Source organism: Pseudochelatococcus lubricantis, assembly GCF_042432495.1.
Lineage (GTDB): Bacteria > Pseudomonadota > Alphaproteobacteria > Rhizobiales > Beijerinckiaceae > Pseudochelatococcus > Pseudochelatococcus lubricantis.
This window is the reverse complement of the sequence record NZ_JBHLXC010000012.1, coordinates 39,078-55,280: the sequence shown is the minus strand read 5'-3', so window position 1 is coordinate 55,280 and position 16,203 is coordinate 39,078. Positions and strand designations below refer to the sequence as shown.

15 protein-coding genes and 1 riboswitch are annotated in these 16,203 nt (G+C 67.4%); of the genes, 8 read left to right on the top strand and 7 right to left on the bottom strand.

Features of this window, described 5'->3' with window-relative positions:
- Positions 1–187 precede the first annotated feature (187 nt).
- From ACFFJ7_RS15840 to ACFFJ7_RS15825, 4 genes are read left to right on the top strand one after another with little or no spacing between them, the layout of a single operon-like run.
- Positions 188–787, top strand: coding sequence for a DUF2796 domain-containing protein (locus ACFFJ7_RS15840; RefSeq protein WP_377593571.1), 600 nt, complete (start codon positions 188–190; stop codon positions 785–787).
- Between the two features lie 2 nt (positions 788–789).
- Complete coding sequence (locus ACFFJ7_RS15835; RefSeq protein WP_377593569.1) at positions 790–1,491, top strand: ABC transporter ATP-binding protein; 702 nt, start codon at positions 790–792, stop codon at positions 1,489–1,491.
- Positions 1,488–2,738 carry an ABC transporter permease gene (locus tag ACFFJ7_RS15830; RefSeq protein WP_377593567.1) on the top strand — a complete coding sequence of 417 codons (1,251 nt, stop codon included), beginning with the start codon at positions 1,488–1,490 and terminating at the stop codon, positions 2,736–2,738. Before ACFFJ7_RS15835 ends, ACFFJ7_RS15830 begins: the two co-directional genes overlap by 4 nt.
- Positions 2,739–2,749: 11 nt before the next feature.
- Entirely contained in the window at positions 2,750–3,256 is a 507-nt protein-coding gene (locus ACFFJ7_RS15825) for a DUF3299 domain-containing protein (protein WP_377593565.1), read from the top strand.
- Between the two features lie 5 nt (positions 3,257–3,261).
- Here the strand turns inward: ACFFJ7_RS15825 and tenA are convergent, their stop codons facing one another.
- The 4 genes from tenA to ACFFJ7_RS15805 all read right to left on the bottom strand — a co-directional run bounded on the left by tenA (position 3,262) and on the right by ACFFJ7_RS15805 (position 6,024).
- Positions 3,262–3,945: a thiaminase II gene (tenA, locus tag ACFFJ7_RS15820; RefSeq protein ID WP_377593563.1), complete on the bottom strand. Its 684-nt coding sequence runs from the start codon at positions 3,943–3,945 to the stop codon at positions 3,262–3,264.
- Between the two features lie 13 nt (positions 3,946–3,958).
- A complete protein-coding gene (locus ACFFJ7_RS15815) occupies positions 3,959–4,603 on the bottom strand; it encodes a TenA family protein (protein ID WP_377593561.1) in 645 nt (214 codons plus the stop codon).
- Positions 4,604–4,625: 22 nt separating this feature from the next.
- Entirely contained in the window at positions 4,626–5,108 is a 483-nt protein-coding gene (locus ACFFJ7_RS15810; protein WP_377593560.1) for an NUDIX hydrolase, read from the bottom strand.
- A gap of 31 nt (positions 5,109–5,139) precedes the next feature.
- Positions 5,140–5,271, bottom strand: a riboswitch (TPP riboswitch).
- A 48-nt stretch (positions 5,272–5,319) separates the two neighbouring features.
- Positions 5,320–6,024 carry a TetR/AcrR family transcriptional regulator gene (locus ACFFJ7_RS15805; protein ID WP_377593558.1) on the bottom strand — a complete coding sequence of 235 codons (705 nt, stop codon included), beginning with the start codon at positions 6,022–6,024 and terminating at the stop codon, positions 5,320–5,322.
- 118 nt (positions 6,025–6,142) lie between these two features.
- On the opposite strand from ACFFJ7_RS15805, the gene hlyD reads away from it, so the two are divergent.
- The 4 genes from hlyD to ACFFJ7_RS15785 are packed head-to-tail and all read left to right on the top strand — an operon-like array spanning position 6,143 to position 11,179.
- The gene (gene hlyD, locus ACFFJ7_RS15800) at positions 6,143–7,141 is read left to right on the top strand and encodes a secretion protein HlyD (RefSeq protein ID WP_377593556.1); all 999 of its coding nucleotides are present in this window, start codon (positions 6,143–6,145) and stop codon (positions 7,139–7,141) included.
- On the top strand, positions 7,138–8,904 hold the full coding sequence (locus ACFFJ7_RS15795; protein WP_377593554.1) for an ATP-binding cassette domain-containing protein: 1,767 nt from the start codon (positions 7,138–7,140) through the stop codon (positions 8,902–8,904). Before hlyD ends, ACFFJ7_RS15795 begins: the two co-directional genes overlap by 4 nt.
- Positions 8,901–10,073 (top strand): ABC transporter permease, encoded by a 1,173-nt coding sequence (locus ACFFJ7_RS15790; RefSeq protein ID WP_377593552.1) that lies wholly within the window; start codon positions 8,901–8,903, stop codon positions 10,071–10,073. Before ACFFJ7_RS15795 ends, ACFFJ7_RS15790 begins: the two co-directional genes overlap by 4 nt.
- Positions 10,074–10,078: 5 nt before the next feature.
- Positions 10,079–11,179, top strand: coding sequence for an ABC transporter permease (locus tag ACFFJ7_RS15785; RefSeq protein WP_166955339.1), 1,101 nt, complete (start codon positions 10,079–10,081; stop codon positions 11,177–11,179).
- A gap of 66 nt (positions 11,180–11,245) precedes the next feature.
- Here ACFFJ7_RS15785 and ACFFJ7_RS15780 read toward each other — a convergent pair whose 3' ends face one another.
- The 3 genes from ACFFJ7_RS15780 to ACFFJ7_RS15770 all read right to left on the bottom strand — a co-directional run bounded on the left by ACFFJ7_RS15780 (position 11,246) and on the right by ACFFJ7_RS15770 (position 15,939).
- On the bottom strand, positions 11,246–11,998 hold the full coding sequence (locus ACFFJ7_RS15780) for a hypothetical protein (protein ID WP_377593550.1): 753 nt from the start codon (positions 11,996–11,998) through the stop codon (positions 11,246–11,248).
- Positions 11,995–14,469, bottom strand: a complete 2,475-nt coding sequence (locus ACFFJ7_RS15775) for a Lon protease family protein (RefSeq protein WP_377593548.1) — start codon at positions 14,467–14,469, stop codon at positions 11,995–11,997. Before ACFFJ7_RS15775 ends, ACFFJ7_RS15780 begins: the two co-directional genes overlap by 4 nt.
- Positions 14,470–14,589: 120 nt before the next feature.
- Positions 14,590–15,939 (bottom strand): NtaA/DmoA family FMN-dependent monooxygenase, encoded by a 1,350-nt coding sequence (locus ACFFJ7_RS15770; protein WP_377593546.1) that lies wholly within the window; start codon positions 15,937–15,939, stop codon positions 14,590–14,592.
- Between the last annotated feature and the right edge of the window lie 264 nt (positions 15,940–16,203).

Below are 16,203 nucleotides of genomic sequence, written 5' to 3'. Positions count from 1 at the left end.
AACGTAACTTGGCTAAAACATAATAACGTAACGTATGCAACAGATGCCAAACCGCCCGGAAGCGTCGTGATCGATACCGGTCCGCGCAAGACGACGTTCCTGCGCGGCGTCTGCCGCTTTCCGCCATCGAGGACCCGGATCCATGAATTACCTCAGGGAAACCGCAGTAACCGGAAAAGGAATTTCCATGAAACGCCTTGCAATCGCGCTTCTCGCCACGGTTGCCGTCTCCCCCGCGCTGGCGCAGGAGCATCGCGAACTCGGCGCGCATGAGCACGGCGTAGGCCGGCTTGAGATTGCCGTCGAAGGCAGCCGGATCGCCATCGGGCTTGAGGCCCCGGGCGCGGATATCGTCGGTTTCGAGCATGCCGCCAGCAGCGCCGGGGACCGCGCCGCGCTGGACCAGGCGATTGCCGTTCTGGAGAAGCCGCTGGAGCTTTTCGTGCTGCCCGGCGGCGCGCAATGTGTGGTGACGGAAGCGGCCGCGCGGCTCGTGGACGAGGAAGAGCACGAACACGAGGCCCACGACGACAAGGCCCATGAGGACAAGCCCCATGAGGGCGAGAAGCACGCCGATCACGGGCATGAGGCGCAGCACACGGAGTTCCGTGCGAATTACGTGCTGACGTGTGCCAGCCCCGCGGCGCTCACGGGCATCGAGTTCGCCTACTTCAAGCTTTTCCCGAATGCGCGCGAGCTTGAAATCCGGTTGATCTCGGAAAAGGGGGCGAAGAGCTTCGAGGTGGGGCGCGATGCGCCGGTTCTCGATCTCAAGGGGCAGCTCTGATCTTGACCGGTACGGACAGGATACTCGTTCTTGAGGATGTCCGGTTTCGCTGGCCGGGCCGGGCGTCCTTCAGCCTCAACGTGTCCCGTTTCGCCGTGAACGGGGGCGAGACCGTGCTGCTGCTGGGCGAGAGCGGCTCGGGCAAGTCCACGCTGCTCTCCCTCATCTGCGGGATCGTGGTGGCGGAGGCCGGCAGCGTCCGGGTTTGCGGCACCGATCTCGCGTCGCTCGCACCGGGCGCGCGGGACCGTTTCCGCGCGGAGCAGATAGGCGTCATCTTCCAACAGTTCAACCTGCTGCCCTATGCGACGGTGCGGGACAACATCCTGCTGCCTTTGCGCTTCGCGCCCGGGCGGTGCGCACGGGCGGGCGACGCGGGGGCAGAGGCGACGCGGCTGTGCGCGGCGCTCGGCCTCGCCACCGAATTGCTCACGGTACCGGCCGGGCGGCTCAGCGTCGGCCAGCAGCAGCGCGTCGCGGTCGCGCGGGCGCTGATCGGGCGTCCGCCGCTGATCGTGGCGGACGAGCCGACGTCGGCGCTGGACGCCGGCACGCAGAACGCCTTCCTCGACCTGCTCTTCGCCCGGTGCCGGGAGGGCGGCACCTCCCTGCTGATGGTCAGCCACGACGAGCGGCTGGGCGCGCGCTTCGACCGCGTCCTGGACCTGTCCGGCATCGCCACGACGGGGAGGATGGCGGCATGATCCTGCGCCTTGCCTTTGCCTCGCTTCTTGCCCGCTCGCTCACCGTCGGCATGACGATCCTCGCCATCGCGCTGTCGGTTGCCCTGTTTCTCGGCGTCGAGAAGGTGCGCACGGGCGCGCGGGCGAGCTTCGCCGATACGATCTCGGACACCGATCTCATCGTGGGCGCGCGCTCGGGTTCGGTCCAGCTCCTGCTCTACTCCGTCTTCCGTATCGGCAACGCCACCAACAACGTGACGTGGAAGAGCTACCGGGACATCGCTGCCCGGCCGGAGGTGGCGTGGATCGTGCCGATCTCGCTCGGCGACAGCCATCGCCAGTTCCGCGTCATGGGCACGACGGCGGAGTTCTTCGTGCGCTACAAGTATCGCGGCGGCCGCTCGCTCGCCTTCGCGCAGGGGCGGGGGCTCGACGATCTTTACGACGCCGTGGTCGGCGCCGACGTCGCGGCGACGCTCGGCTATTCGGTCGGCGATCCGATCGTCGTCGCGCATGGCCTCGCCTCCTTCTCGGAGCATGCGGACCAGCCCTTCCGCGTTGCCGGCGTTCTGGCGAAGACCGGCACGCCTGTCGACCGCACCGTGATCGTCGGCCTGGAGGCGATCGAGGCCATCCACGTGGACTGGAAGAGCGGCGCGAAGATACCCGGCCAGACGACGCCGGTGGAGGCGATCCGGCAGATGGATCTGACGCCTACCGCCATCACGGCCGCCATGGTCGGCGTGCGGTCGCGGCTGCAGGTTTTCCAGCTCCAGCGCTGGATCAATCAGTATCCCGAGGAACCGTTGCTCGCCGTGCTGCCGGGGCTGGCGCTGCAGGAACTCTGGCAGATCGTCGGCGTGGCGGAGACGGCGCTGGTCGGCGTATCCGCCATGGTGGTCATCACCGCGTTGATCGGCATGATGGCGATGATCTTCGCGAGCCTCAACGAGCGGCGGCGCGAGATGGCGATCTTCCGCGCCATGGGGGCGCGTCCCGCGACGATCCTCGGGCTTTTCGTGCTGGAAGCGGCTCTGATGGCGGCCATCGGCGCCATGCTGGGCGCAGCCCTGCTTTACGCCGCGCTGGCCGTGGCACAGCCGTGGATCGACGCGGCCTTCGGCCTCTGGCTACCGCTGGAGCCGCCCGGCGTGCGCGAAGTTCTGGTGTTGCTCGGTGTCGTGGGTGCGGCCACGCTGGTCAGCCTGCTTCCGGCCCTGCGAGCCTACAGGCTTTCGCTGGCCGACGGCATGATGGTGAAAATATGAGGTGCGCAAACATGAGCAACAGTCTCTCCCGGCGCGGCTTCGGCGGCGGGCTGGCCGCGTGCCTGCTCCTCGCGGAGCCGGCCCGCGCGAAGGAAGTTGTCGAACTGACGTGGGACGATCTGCTTCCTGCGGGCGTGCCGTCCCGTCCGCCCGCGCTCAGCGGCGTGATCCAGCACGACGCGGCGCCTCTCGCCCGCCAGCAGCCGGTCTCGTCGGGAGTGCGGACTGAGTGGAACGGCAAGACGGTGCGCATTCCGGGTTTCGTGGTGCCGCTCGAACATTCGGGCACGGGCGTCGTGACGTTCATCCTTGTGCCGTATGTCGGCGCCTGCATTCACGTGCCGCCGCCGCCCGCGAACCAGCTCGTGCTGGTCACCACCGCGCGCCCCTATGAGATCAGCGACCTGTTCGAGCCCGTGCGGGTGACGGGCGCGCTCGCCACCGCCGCGACGGCAACCGAGCTGGCGGAGATCGGCTATACCCTGACGGCCGAGCGCATCGAAGCCTACAAGCCCTGAGAGCGCTATCCGGCGGGATCGTTGCGCCGTTCCTCAGCGATGTCGAACGCCATCTGCCAGAAATCCGCCTCCAGGCGTGATGCCTTGGCGAAGATGCCTACGAGTTCGTCGAAGCGCCGCGCCGTCAGTGCGCGTTCCGCCAGGCGGTCGATGTGGGCGATGGCAGCGCCGGCCGCTTCCTGAAAACACGCGCCAGCATATTCGCCGATCCACTCCCGGTAGGGATGGTCGGCGGCAGCGTCCACCGCCGGGGCGAGCCGCTTGCCGATTTCTGCATAGCCGATCACGCAGGGGGCGAGCGAGACATGCAGGTCGAGCAGGTCGCCCGAAAGGCCGCAATCGAGCACATAGCGCGTGTAGGCAACAGTTGCCTGATGCTCGGGCGCGGCTTCGAGCGCGGCGGGCGACAGGTTCCAGCGTTCGCACAGGCGCACGTGCAGCTTCATCTCGTCCATGATCACGTTGAGCGTGGTCTGCGCCGTGCGCATGTCCTCCAGCGACCGGCTCTTGTAGACCGCCAGCGCATAGGCGCGCGCGAACTGGATCAGGAACAGGTAATCCTGCACGAGATAGGCGCGGAACACCGCCTCCGGCAGGGTTCCCGCTTCCATCCTGCGGATGAAGGCGTGGTCGACATAGCGTGTCCAGTCTTCGCGGGCGGCTTCCTTCAGGCGCTCGAAAACAGTCATGTCAGTGTGCTCCTCAAACGTCATGGGCGGCGTCGAAGAACGCCAGTTCGAGCGCGACCGCGCGGCGGAAGAAATCGTGCGCCGTGTCGCTCGCCTGCGGTCCAACGCGGTCGAGTTCCCCGCGCAGGAAAGCCACGAAATCGCGGAAGAACGGATTGTCGTGCAGGGTCACCCATTCGGCGTGGACGAAGTTGTCCGGCAGCGGCTGCGGCGCGCGGGAGGCCCAGTCGAGATAGAGCCATTCCGCCACAACGAGCACGGCGAGCACCGCAGCATAGTCGCGCGTGCCTGCCGCCTCCCGCATCAGGGCCTTGAAGCCGGCAGTTGGCGCCGTGTCCGGCTCTTCCGCGCGGCGCGCCTCGCTCACGCCCAACGCCTCGAAGGCGCGCAGAAAATAGGTGTTCTCCTCGCCGGAGACCATGCCGGCGAAGCGGCCGAAGCGCAACCGCGCCTCGAAGCTGTCCGCGGTGGCGATCGCTGCGCCCAGAAGCGTCAGGAAGCTGTCGAGAAAACGGTGATCCTGGATCAGATAGCGCGCCATCACGCCATCGGGAACGGCGCCGTCGAACAGCTCCCGGACGAAGCGGTGCTGCACGGCCTGCGACCATGTGGCTTCGTTGGCGCGGCGCAGGATTTCGGTGAAGGTGTCGTCGCTCATCGTGTTGTTCCTTTTCTGGCGATCATGGCAAACTGTCTTCGGCAATGCCCGCGGCTCGCCGCGCGACGTCGGCCACGTCGCGGCTCAGCGGCAGGCTGGCGTCGTCGAGTTCATCGGGAGTGAACCACCGCGCTTCCAGCGCGTCATCCGCCGCGACGGGCTCACCCGCTATCCAGCGGCAAAGGACGGCGATCAGGATGAAGTGACGGCGAAGCCGGCCATCGGCCGCGCGGTCGAAGGCGTCGAGGGCGGTCAGCACGCGCCGCGCCTCTCCACGGACGCCGGTTTCTTCCAGCAGCTCGCGTACGGCTGCGTCCGCGATCGCTTCGCCTGCTTCGATTTTCCCGCCCGGGAATCCCCACAGGCCGGCGTCGGGAGGATTCGCCCGCCGCACAAGCAGCACCCGACCCTCGTGAAACACGACGGCGATGACCGCCGCGACGGGACCGCGTGCCCGGCCGTCCGGAGAAGGGGCGGGGTTTTCCGTGTTTTCTGCTGTATTCATGGCGGCCTCGCATGGGAGGCCGGCGAAGGAGTGAGGCTAACAGACCCGTCCCTTCGCCGGCATGACCCGGATCAGGTTCAAAGGGTCACTGCGCTGCGCGTTATCGACGGATTCCGGGCCAGCAGTATCTCAGCCCCTTGTCGGGGCACCCCTCGGTAGCGGCCTTCATAACACAAAGCCGGGGCGCGGGCAGCGATATTTGCGCTGTCGGTTAACGTTCCGTTCCGGTGGCTTCGTCCGGCTCGTCCTCGCGCCGTTCCGCGTCTCCGAGGACCAGCGACAGCTGCGCGTCGACGATCTCGACGAGATCGACCGGCGGGTGCTTGGTCATGAACCTGTTCCACAGCAGACCGGTGACAACGGGGGCAACGAGGAGCTGGGGAAAGCGGCGGATAGCGTCCAGCCGGGGTGTGCTTCCGTCCTCCATCAGCTTCGAGATGCGCTGCAGGATCGGCTCCAGAACCGCCTGGATGTAGATATCCACAAGTTGCGGGAAGTGATGTCCTTCTGTCAGGGCGACGAGCGCGACGCCCGCCCTGCCGGAATTCTGCAAATCCGCCACGGCCCCGAGCATGAAGGCACGGAAGGCTTCGACTGGGGAGGCGTCTGTTCCGCTCTTTCCGTCCCGGTCTCCTTCCGGCGGCAGCAGCGTCTCGTGCACGACGCCTGCGAAGAGGTCTTCCTTGCTCCTGAAATACAGGTAGAGCGTGCCCTTGGCGACGCCGGCCCGCTCGGCCACCGAAGAAAGCCGCGCGTTCGCGAAACCTCTCTCGGTGAACTCGTCCACGGCCGCCCGCAGGATGGCGGCGCGCTTCACCTGCTTTTTAAGGCGCATACGGTCGGATGCGGGTTTCACCGCTTCGGGTTCCGCCGGTGCGGATGTTTCCGGAGCGTCGGGGCGTTGCTGGTCTGTCATGAGCTGTTCCGTCACAGGCGGATAGTGGCATGAAACAAAATGACCTGCCAGTCATTTTATCATTGAAAAATGACTGGCAGGTCATTATCGTGTTCACAGGTATCGGGAATCCTTCGACATGAAGCACGGAACCCTCATCATCCTGCTTATCGCCGCCGCTCTGGCCGGCGGCGGGGCGTATTACTGGGATAGCCGGCAACCCCGGGGGCAGGTGCTGACGCTCGGCGGCAACGTCGACATCCGCGAGGTCAACCTGTCGTTCCGGGTCGCCGGGCGCGTCGACCGTGTGGAGGTGGACGAGGGCGACCGTGTCGTCGCCGGGCAGGTCGTCGCGCGGATTGACCCCGAGCCGCTCCGGCAGGCGCTGGCGCAGGCGGATGGTGCGCTCGCCGCCGCGCAGGCGAACGAGGCGCTTCTGAAGGCGGGTACGCGCGCCGAGGACATCGCGAGGCTCGGGGCGCAGGCGGAAGGCCTTCGCGCCGCTGCGGCCAACGCGCAGACGACGTTCGAGCGCCAGCGGACATTGCAGACGACGAACATAAGCTCCCGGCAGGCGCTCGACAACGCGCGCGCGGCGCGCGATCAGGCCAATGCCGGGCTTGAAGCCGCGCAGCAGGCCTACCTCGCCGCACGCAACGGCGCCCGCCCGGAGGAACTGGCGCAGGCGGCGGCGCAGCGGCAGGCGGCGCAGGCGCAGCGCGATGCGGCGGACCTGCAGCTGCACGACGCGACACTGGCGTCGCCGAGCGCTGGAACCGTCCTGACGCGCGCCGTCGAGCCCGGTACCATGGTTGCCGCCGGCACGACGGTCGTCACGCTCTCGCTGGATCGCCCGGTGCGCGTGCGTGCCTACGCACGGGAGCCCGATCTCGGCCGCGTTGCGCCGGGTACGAAGGTGCTCGTCTATACGGATGCCCGTCCCGGCGAGCCCTACGCCGGCACGGTCGGCTTCGTCTCGCCGCGGGCGGAGTTCACGCCGAAGCAGGTGGAGACGCAGGATCTGCGCACCGCGCTGGTCTACCGGCTGCGCATCGTCGTCGACAACGCCGACGACCGGCTGCGGCAGGGCATGCCGGTGACGGTGCGCCTCGCGGACGAGGCGCAGCCGAAACCATGAGCGAGCCGGCCGTCCTGCTCCGGGGTCTGGGCCATCGCTACCCGGAACAGGGCAAAGGCGAATTCGCCCTTGCGGAGGTTGATATCGCCATCCGTTCCGGCATCATCACCGGGCTTGCGGGCCCCGACGGCGCGGGCAAGACGACGCTGATGCGCATCATGGCCGGCCTGCTGAAACCCTCCGCCGGATCGGTGGCGGTTCTCGGGCTCAATCCGGTCGCCGACGCGGGGATCCTGCATCTCAAGGTCGGCTACATGCCGCAGAAATTCGGGCTCTACGAGGACCTGACCGTGATGGAAAACCTCGTGCTTTACGCCGATTTGCGCGGCGTGGGCGGCGAGGCGCGCAAGGTGCAGTTCGAGCGGCTGCTCGATTTCACCGACCTTCGCCGGTTCACGGAGCGCCTCGCCGGCAAGCTCTCGGGCGGCATGAAGCAGAAGCTCGGCCTGGCCTGCACGCTGATCGGCACGCCGGAGCTTTTGCTCCTTGACGAGCCGGGCGTGGGCGTCGATCCGATCTCGCGCCGGGATCTCTGGGGCATGGTGACGAGCCTCGCCAAGGGCGGCATGGCGGTCGTCTGGGCCACGGCATATCTCGACGAGGCCGAGCGTTGCGACGAACTCTGCCTGATGAACGAGGGCAGGCTGATCTTCGCCGGCACGCCGGCCGAACAGATCGGACGGATGCGGGGGCGCTGCGTGCAGGTCCGGAACCTGTCCGGCAACCGCCGCCATTTCCTGCGCAAGGCGCTCGGCAGCGCGGGCGTGGTCGACGGCGTGATCCAGGGTGAGAGCGTCCGCCTCGTGCTGAAGGAAGGCACCGCAATGCCGGATGCCGGCCTGATGGCGAGCGAGGCGGGCGCGAAGGCCGTCCCGGTCGAACCACGTCTGGAGGATGCTTTCATCGACCTTGTGGGCGGCGGGCCGGACGGCCGTTCCGTTCTCGCCGGCACCATGCCGGATGTGAAACTGCCCGAAGGCGTCGATGCGGAGGCGGTGATCCGTGCCAGGGAGCTGACGCGCAAGTTCGGCGATTTCACGGCGACCGACCATGTCACCTTCGACGTCAGGCGCGGCGAGATTTTCGGCCTGCTGGGACCGAACGGCGCGGGCAAGTCCACCACCTTCCGCATGATGTGCGGCCTGCTGACGCCGACTTCCGGCGAGGCGCAGGTGATGGGCATCGACCTGAAGCGCAGCGCTGGCGAGGCGCGCCAGAAACTCGGCTACATGGCGCAGAAATTCTCGCTCTACGGCAACCTCGGCGTCGAGCAGAACCTGCTGTTCTTCTCCGGCATCTATGGCCTGAAAGGGCAAGCGCGGGAGAAGAAGGTCTCCCAGATGATGGAGAGCTTCGATCTGGTGCGCTACCGGCGCACCAACGCAGGGGAACTGCCGCTCGGTTTCAAGCAGCGGCTCGCGCTGGCCTGCGCGCTGATGCACGAACCGCCGCTGCTCTTTCTCGACGAGCCGACGTCGGGCGTCGACCCTGTGACGCGGCGCGAATTCTGGATGCATATCAACGCGCTCGTCGACAAGGGCGTCACCGTGATGGTGACGACGCACTTCATGGACGAGGCGGAGTATTGCGATCGCATCGCCCTGATCTATCGCGGACGCATGATCGCCGCCGGCCCGCCCGACGCGCTGAAGCATCAGGTCGCGAGCGACGATCTGCCAGACCCCACCTTCGAGGACGCCTTCATCCGCCTGATCCAGCGCGACGACGAGGCGCAGCGTGACAAGGAGGGCAGGGCGACATGACACCTACTCCGCCGGCGCCCGCGGGGGCATCTCCCTCTTCCCCCGGTTTTTCGTTCCGCAGGCTCGCCGCTCTCTGCGTGAAGGAAACGCGGCAGATCGTCCGCGATCCGAGCAGCCTGCTCATCGCCATCGTCCTGCCGGTCGTCCTGCTGTTCATCTTCGGCTTCGGCATCTCGCTCGACACCAACAGGCTGGCTGTCGGCGTGGTGATGGAGGATCGCGGCGTCGAAGCCGTGCGGCTGGCAGCCGCCGCGGCGGGTTCGCCGTACATCGAGCCCGTCTTTGCCGACACGCTGGCCGAGATCAGTGAGAAACTGACGCGCGGGGAATTGCGCGGCATCATCGTCATTCCGCAGGATTTCACCGCGAAGGTGCAGGCTGGCGGCGGCGAGGCGAGCCTGCAGGTGCTGACGGACGGGTCGGAGCCCAACACGGCTAATTTCGTGGCGAGCTACGCGCGGGGCCTTTATGAAAGCTGGCTCGCCGCAAGGGCCGACGCCTACGGCGTGCCCTTCAGCGAGGCCATCTCCATCGAGCCGCGTTACTGGTTCAATCCCGCCACCATCAGCCGCAACTACCTCATTCCCGGCTCCATTTCGGTGGTGATGACCATCATCGGCGCGTTGCTGACCTCGCTCGTCGTGGCCCGCGAATGGGAGCGGGGCACCATGGAAGCGCTGCTGGCGACGCCCATGCGCCGCGCGGAGCTGCTTCTGTCGAAAAGCCTGCCCTATTACGTGCTGGCCATGCTGGCCATGGCCATCTGCGTCCTCATCGCCGTCTTCATCATGAACGTGCCTTTCCGGGGCTCGATCGCCATCCTGCTGCTGTCGACGAGCCTGTTCCTCGGCAGCGCGCTGGGGCTCGGCCTTCTGCTGTCGACCACGACGCGCAACCAGTTCAACGCCGCTCAGGGCGCGCTCAACGCCGCTTTTCTGCCCTCGGCCCTGCTGTCGGGCCTGATCTTCGAAATCGCCTCGATGCCGGCGGCTGTGCAGGCGGTCACGTATCTCGTTCCCGCCCGCTACTTCGTGAAGATCATGCAGACGCTGTTCCAGGCGGGCGACGTGTGGGCCATTCTCCTGCCGAACATGCTTTTCCTGCTGGTTTCGTCGATCTTCTGGCTTGGCCTCACGACGTGGCGGACGCGCCGCAGGCTGGATGGGTGAGGCCCATGTGGAACCGTATCGCCGCTCTTGTTATCAAGGAACTGCAGCAGCTTCTGGCCACCCGGCGCAATATCATGATGCTGCTGACGCCGCTCATCCTCCAGCTCGCCATTTTTCCCTTCGCGACCACGCTGGAGGTACGCAACGCAACGCTCGCGATCCTGAACGAGGATCAGGGTGCCGTGGCGACCGAACTCGTCCAGCGCCTCGCGGCGGCCTCCGCCTTCAGCGAGGTGAGGGCCGTGCATGACGGCGACATGCTGCGGCAGACCATCGACGCGCAGGCGGCGCTTCTCGCCATCCGTATCCCGCCGGACTTTTCCGGCAAGGTTCTGACGGGACAACCGGTGAGCCTGCAGGCGCTGATCGACGGACGGCGATCCAACGCCGCGCAGATCGCCTTTTCCTACATCCAGCAGATCGTCGCGGATTTCGCGCAGGAACGCACCGGCCAGACGCTGCCGGCGACGCTCGTCGTCCGCAATCTCTACAATCCCAACCTCGAATATCGCTGGTTCGTGCTGCCGAGCCTCGTGGCCATCATCGCAACCGTCGGCTGCCTGCTGGTGACGGCGCTGTCGCTCGCGCGCGAGCGGGAGGAGGGCACCTTCGACCAGCTGCTGGTGACGCCGCTGACGCCGGCCTACATCATGCTTGGCAAGGCGGTGCCGGGCGTTCTCGTCTCGATGACGCAGGGCGGGATCATCGCGCTTGCCGCCGTCTTCCTCTACCGCGTTCCCTTCACCGGGCCGGTGTGGCTGCTGGCGCTCGCCACCTTCGCCTACGCGCTGGCGCTTTCCGGCGTCGGCCTGCTGATCTCGGCGATCTCGACCAGCCAGCAGCAGGCGTTCCTCGGCGTTTTCTGCTTCATGGTGCCGTCGGTCGTGCTGTCCGGCTATCTGGCGCCAGTGGAAAACATGCCGACCGTGCTGCGCTGGCTGAGCGCGGTCAATCCCCTCACGCATTTCATCGCGATGTCAAAGGGCATCTTCCTGAAGAGCTATGGCCTGTCCGAGGCGAGCGGCCCGCTTCTGGCGTTGCTTGCCATTGCCGCCGTTTCCCTGGTTGCTGCCCATACGGTGTTCTGGCAGCAGACGAAATCGTGACCGACCCGGACAGGGCCACGCCGGCGCGCGCCTTGATCCGCCAATGCCGTCAGGCGGGGCGGTCGGTCATCCATGGTTTTCCGGCCGCCGCGGCGGCTCTGCCGGTTCGGCGGGCCTGTCCTCCCGCAGGATCAGCACGGGAATCCCCCGCCGCAGCATCGCTGCCGGCAGGTCCGTGTCGGCGGGCATCCGGCCGAAGACGACGAGTCTCGGCGTGGGGAAGCCCGGTCCGGGTGCTGCCGGGATGCCGGGCGTTTCCGGCAGTCTCAGGTGCAGCAGGCGCTCGCCGGCGGAGGCCGCGATGGCGGCGGCGGTGGCGAGCGCCGGCTCGTCGCTTCCCGCCGTGAAGGCGATAACCGGACCCTGCCGCCGCGCGATCCGGTAAGGCACGAAGAGCATTCCGGCTGCCCCCTTCGGTTCGGCCTCCGTGCGCGTGGGGGCGGGTTCGCCGGCGCCGCGCGGGGGCACGACGACGATGTCCTCCGCCTCAGGCATGCCGTTCAGGGCGGGGGCCGTTTCGAAGAGATAGCGGGCGGAGCAGGCGCCCGCCACCTGCGCGAACAGGCGGCGCGAGGCCGCTGCGGCGAGTTCCATGGTGGCGGAGGCGTCCTCGATCGTGTGCCATTCCCGCTCCGGCAGCCGGAACTCGCGAACGGCGGGCAGCCCGGCGAGCCGGGCGACGTTCTCGTCGCGGACGAAGCGGCCGAGCAGGTCGATGCCCATCAGGCGGGCGAGGTCGCCCGCGAGCCGCACTGCCTCCGTGTGGAACGCGCCGCCGCGCAGATGGATGACGATGCGTCTGTAGCGCCGGTCGCTCATGAGGCATCCTCCGCCGTTCCGGAGCCTTCCTGCGCGGCGGGGTTCGCCTTGCCGAAACGCTGGAGCGTTTTCGCGTAATCATGCAGCCGCTGTTCGACGCGCCCGTTGAGCGTGTCCGCCGGATAGCGACCGTCCTCCCCGCGCTCTCCCGCCGGAAGCCCGGTCAGCAGTTGAAGACCCTCGTCGATGGACGCGACGGGGTAGATGGAGAACCGGCCCGCGGCGCAGGCGTCGACGATATCCTTGCGCAGCATCAGGTGCTGGACGTTGGATCGCGGGATCGCGACGCCCTGCCGTCCCGTCAGCCGGCGCGCGTTGCAGACGTCGAAAAAGCCCTCGATCTTCTCGTTGACGCCGCCGATGGCCTGCACCTCGCCGTGCTGGTTGACGGAGCCCGTCACGGCGATGTCCTGCCGCAGCGGCGCGTCGGCCAGTGCCGAGAGCAGCGTGTAAAGCTCCGCCGAGGACGCGCTGTCGCCTTCCACTCCACCGTAGGACTGCTCGAAGACGAGGCTGGCGTAGAGCGACATCGGTGCATCGAGCGCATAGCGGCCGGCCAGAAAGCCGGCAAGGATCAGCACGCCCTTGGAGTGGATCGGCCCGCCGAGCTTCGCTTCCCGCTCGATGTCGACCACCTGGCCGCCGCCCGGCCGCACGCGGCAGGTGATGCGCGTCGGCCTGCCGAAGCGGAAGCCGCCGAGTTCGATCACGCTGAGCCCGTTGATCTGCCCGGTCGTCTTCCCTTCGGTGCGGATGAGGGCGATGTCCTTGAGGATCGACTCCTTCGAGCGATCGCGCAGGCGCGACGCCCGCCACTCGCGCTTGTCGAGCGCCCGGGCGACATGCTCGGCCGAGATGACGCCTTCGCCTGTCTCGCCGGCCCAGAAGTCCGCCTCCATGGCGACGTCGCGGATGAGATCGACGAGGAGCGTGAGCTTGCCCGCGTCGTCGGCGAGCCGCGCCGCATGCTCGACCAAGAGGGCGACGCCGTCGCGCGCGATGGGGCGCAGGCCCTCGCGTCCGGCGACGGAGGCGACGAGCCGGGCAAGCGCCGCCTCGCTGTCGGGCGTGCGGGTGATGTCGTCCTCGAAATCGGCCAGCACCTTGAAATGCTCGCTCAGTTCCGGGTCGATGCTCACGAGCAGATAGTAGAGCATCCGCTCGCCGAACAAGACGACCTTGAGATCGAGCGCGATCGGGGCCGGCTCCAGCGTGACGGTGCTGGTGAGGCCGAGGACGCGGCCGGCATCCTCGATCGTCACCTTGCCCTGTCCGAGCGCACGCTTCAGCGCCGCCCAGCTGAACGGCTCGGTCAGCAGGCTGCGCGCGTCGAGGAGCAGGTAGCCGCCGTTGGCGCGGTGGAGCGCCCCCGCCTTGATGAGCCGGAAGTTGGTGACGAGCGCCCCTTGCCGGGAAAGGTATTCCACGCGGCCGACCAGGTTGCCGAGCGTGGGGTGCAGTTCCTCGACGATCGGCAGGCCACGCGCGTCGGGCTCGCGCGTCACCAGCACGTTGACGAGGTAACGGTCGAACGGCCCGCCGGTGCCGGAGTCGACGACGATCGGCTCGCCGCCTTCGCCCTTCATCACGAACATGGCGACGTTCTCGATGAGGTCGCTGCGCACCGCCTCGAACTGCGCGATCACCGCCGGAAGGTCGGCAAAGTCCGCCTTGGCCTCGTCTATCGACTGGCCGATGGCGAGCGTCGCCATGTCGCGGTCGAGCTTGCGGACGTCGTCGCGGCGCTCCTTCTCCCACGCGGGAACATGGCGCATGATGCGCTCCAGCTCCTTTTCGAGCGGGAGGATGTCCCCCTGCACCTTCTGCTGCTTGTCCTTGTCCCAGTTGCGGAACTCTTCGGGCGGCACCACCTGCCCGTCGCGCGCCGGCGCGAGGGTGAAACCCATCGGCGTGCGCAGCAGGACGAGTTGTTTCTCCCTTGCCTTGCCGTGTAGCGCGGTGAATGCGTCCGCCTGCTTCTTCTGAAACACTTCCTCGATGGCGCCGCGGCGGGTCTGGTACTCTTCGCTCGAAAAAGCGGCCGGCAGGGCGGCGCCGAGATCGTCGATCAGGGCGCGCATGGCCTTGCTGAACTGGGGCGCCCGTCCGGCGGGGAGGGCGAGCGCGATGGGGCGCTGCGGATCGGCGAAATTGTTCACGTAGACCTGGTCCGGCGGCGGCTCGTCCGTCGCCGCCAGCGGCTCCAGCATCGAGCGAACGGTCCGGCGCATGTCGGCCTCCGCCCGCCCGATGACGAACAGGTTGAAACCGGGCTTCGCGATCTTGGCGGCGAAGCGGACGGCGTCCACGGCGCGGTCCTGCCCGGCGATGCCGTCGAGCGGCGGCACGTCCGCCGTCGACGTGAAGATGAGGCCGGACAAATCGGCGCGGCGGTAAAGAAGTTCCGGCGAAAGCGCTGCCGGCGTGGAGGGGGGCGTTCCGCTGTAGGGCAGGTCAGAACCTGATGGCATGATGGCCTTGGCTCCTTTTTTGTCGCCGTCGTCGCGAACGGCGTGCCCCATATTACACCGCCATCGGTGCCGCGAACAGCGGTCGCGGCACCGGTTTGCGCGGCACCCTTCCGTGTCGGGTCAGGAGGCCTTTTCATGCGGTTGCGCCACGCGGGCGGGGCTCCTGGCGGGGAAGGGCAGGCCGTAGCGCTCCCGCACCGTGTCGCCCGCATATTCGCGCCGGAACACGCCGCGGTCCTGCAGCACCGGAATGACCTTGTCCACGAAAAGGGAGATGTCGTCGGGCGCCACAAGCGGCTGCACCGTATAGCCGTCGACCGTGCCGTCCTGCCAGAGGTCGATGAGCTGATCGGCCACGTCCTCGGGCGTGCCGAGCACCAGACGATGATGCCCCTCGGAGCGGCGCACGGCCTGCCGGGCGGTCAGCGTTTCATGGGTCAGGAGTTCGGACAGGCCGAGCGCCATTCCCACCGCCCATTGCCGGTTCTGGTCCGGCACGAAACGCGCGGGGTCGAGCGGCGCATCGGGGTCGAAGGTCGCGAGGTCGAGGCCCGACTCGATGGCGAAGCGGCGCAGGAGACCGTCTTCGGAGCCCGTACCGCTCAGGATTTCGTGCTTGCGCAACGCCGCTTCGCGGCTTTCGGCCACCACCGGCACCACGCCGGGCACGATGCGTATACCGGCGGGATCGCGGCCGAGGGCGCGCGCCCGGTTGCGCAGCCTCTCGCCGAAGGCGCGGCCGGCAGGGCGGGAGAGAACATTGGCGTAGATGATCTCGCCATGCAGCGCGGCAAAGTCGATTCCCCGGTCGGAGGCGCCCGCCTGCGCTAGCACCGGATGGCCCTGCGGCCCCCACGGCACGTTGAGCGGGCCCCGCACCGAGAAGAAACGGCCTTCATGCGCGATCTCGTGCGCGGCCGACGCATCCCAGAAATGGTCGGGCGGCACCTCGCCCGATTCCGCCGGGTCCCAGCTCGACCAGAGCTGCTTGGCCACGTCGACGAACTCGATGGCGCGGGCGTAGCGCACCTCGCGCGGCGGCAGCGGCTCATTGCCGAAATTGGCCGCGACTGCCGGATTGAACGAGGAAACCAGATTGACCACGAGCCGCCCGCCGGTCAGCACGTCGATGCTCTGCGCCCGCCGCGCGAGGTTGTAGGGTGAGTTGTACGTTGTCGAGATCGTCGCCACGAGCCCGATGTCCGGCACCTGCCCGGCGAGGAACGTCAGCAGGATCAGCGGATCGAGCGTGTGCAGCGGTCGCTGCCCGGAGTCGCGCATCAGGGCCGGATGGTCGGAGAGGAACAGCGCATCGAACCGCCCGCGATGCGCGAGCTGCGCCAACCGGAAGTAGTAGGCCGGATCGGTGATGTCGGCGGCGCTGCCGCTGCGCGCCTTCCATGCGCGGCCGCCGTAGCCCGTGGTGTTGATGCCGATGTTGAGGTTGAGCTGCCGCTGGGGCGTTGTCATCTCCGTTCCTTTCCGGGCCGGAGCATCATCCGGCCCGACAGAACCGGATGATGCTCCGCTGTTGCAGGGCGGTCGCGGGCGCCCGCATAATCCATAATACGACTATGTCTATAATGTTTATGATTAATCGGGCAAGCGGTTTTCACGGCCCGCGGGCGGGGCCGCCGCACCGGTGAGGGGGGGGCGGCAAATTTTTTTGCTTGACGCTTGCGCCGACTAATTTAACTATTCAATTTATAGAATTAATATATTTATTGCAGCGAG

Bases quoted from the DNA above. Each gene is read 5' to 3' on its own strand.
- ACFFJ7_RS15840 (WP_377593571.1), top strand. From the start codon at position 188: ATGAAACGCCTTGCAATCGCGCTTCTCGCCACGGTTGCCGTCTCCCCC.
- ACFFJ7_RS15830 (WP_377593567.1), top strand. From the start codon at position 1,488: ATGATCCTGCGCCTTGCCTTTGCCTCGCTTCTTGCCCGCTCGCTCACC.
- ACFFJ7_RS15825 (WP_377593565.1), top strand. From the start codon at position 2,750: ATGAGCAACAGTCTCTCCCGGCGCGGCTTCGGCGGCGGGCTGGCCGCG.
- tenA (WP_377593563.1), bottom strand. From the start codon at position 3,945: ATGACTGTTTTCGAGCGCCTGAAGGAAGCCGCCCGCGAAGACTGGACA.
- ACFFJ7_RS15815 (WP_377593561.1), bottom strand. From the start codon at position 4,603: ATGAGCGACGACACCTTCACCGAAATCCTGCGCCGCGCCAACGAAGCC.
- ACFFJ7_RS15810 (WP_377593560.1), bottom strand. From the start codon at position 5,108: ATGAATACAGCAGAAAACACGGAAAACCCCGCCCCTTCTCCGGACGGC.
- ACFFJ7_RS15805 (WP_377593558.1), bottom strand. From the start codon at position 6,024: ATGACAGACCAGCAACGCCCCGACGCTCCGGAAACATCCGCACCGGCG.
- hlyD (WP_377593556.1), top strand. From the start codon at position 6,143: ATGAAGCACGGAACCCTCATCATCCTGCTTATCGCCGCCGCTCTGGCC.
- ACFFJ7_RS15795 (WP_377593554.1), top strand. From the start codon at position 7,138: ATGAGCGAGCCGGCCGTCCTGCTCCGGGGTCTGGGCCATCGCTACCCG.
- ACFFJ7_RS15790 (WP_377593552.1), top strand. From the start codon at position 8,901: ATGACACCTACTCCGCCGGCGCCCGCGGGGGCATCTCCCTCTTCCCCC.
- ACFFJ7_RS15785 (WP_166955339.1), top strand. From the start codon at position 10,079: ATGTGGAACCGTATCGCCGCTCTTGTTATCAAGGAACTGCAGCAGCTT.
- ACFFJ7_RS15780 (WP_377593550.1), bottom strand. From the start codon at position 11,998: ATGAGCGACCGGCGCTACAGACGCATCGTCATCCATCTGCGCGGCGGC.
- ACFFJ7_RS15775 (WP_377593548.1), bottom strand. From the start codon at position 14,469: ATGCCATCAGGTTCTGACCTGCCCTACAGCGGAACGCCCCCCTCCACG.
- ACFFJ7_RS15770 (WP_377593546.1), bottom strand. From the start codon at position 15,939: ATGACAACGCCCCAGCGGCAGCTCAACCTCAACATCGGCATCAACACC.